We start from the raw sequence: 517 nt of genomic DNA on the forward strand, positions 1-517 counted from the left end.
CGGCGTAGCGCACGCTCAGGCCGCGGATGACCAGATCGCCCGCGCCATGGGCCACGGGCGGCAAGGCCGCAGGGTTTTCGCCCACGGCCGGCACGCTACTTCGCACGCTGCACCCAGGTGGGGTTCACGCCCACCGAATAGTCGGGCAGCACGGCCTGGATGGTGCCCTGCTCTTTCAGGAAGGCGGCCGTGGCGGCCAGCGACTGTGCCGCCACCGACTGCGCGCCGCCGCCCAGCCATTTCGGCGAGGCCTGCTCGGCCGGCGGCACGAAGGCATACAGCGCCAGGCTGGCAGGCACCGTGGGCGCCTCGGCGCCGGTCCACTTCGCCACCGCCTTGACCTGGGGCGAATCGGCCGTCCAGGCGGCCTTCTGGGCCGTGTATGCGCGGTCGGCATCGGCCAGCACCTGCACGAACTGGGTCAGGAAGGCGTCGTGCTCGCGCGCGAACGGCTTGGACACGGCCAGCGCGTCGAACGTGGCCTTGCCGGTCTGCGCGGCGATCTGGCCCGAGGTGG

Annotated in this window: 1 pseudogene; it reads right to left on the reverse strand. The window is 72.5% G+C overall.

From position 1 onward, the window contains the following. Positions 1 to 95: 95 nt before the first annotated feature. Positions 96 to 517, reverse strand: a pseudogene (locus tag AC27KI_RS27095) (taurine ABC transporter substrate-binding protein); the annotation flags it as partial.

The sequence above is a fragment of the Acidovorax sp. KPB24-03 genome, from assembly GCF_057546605.1.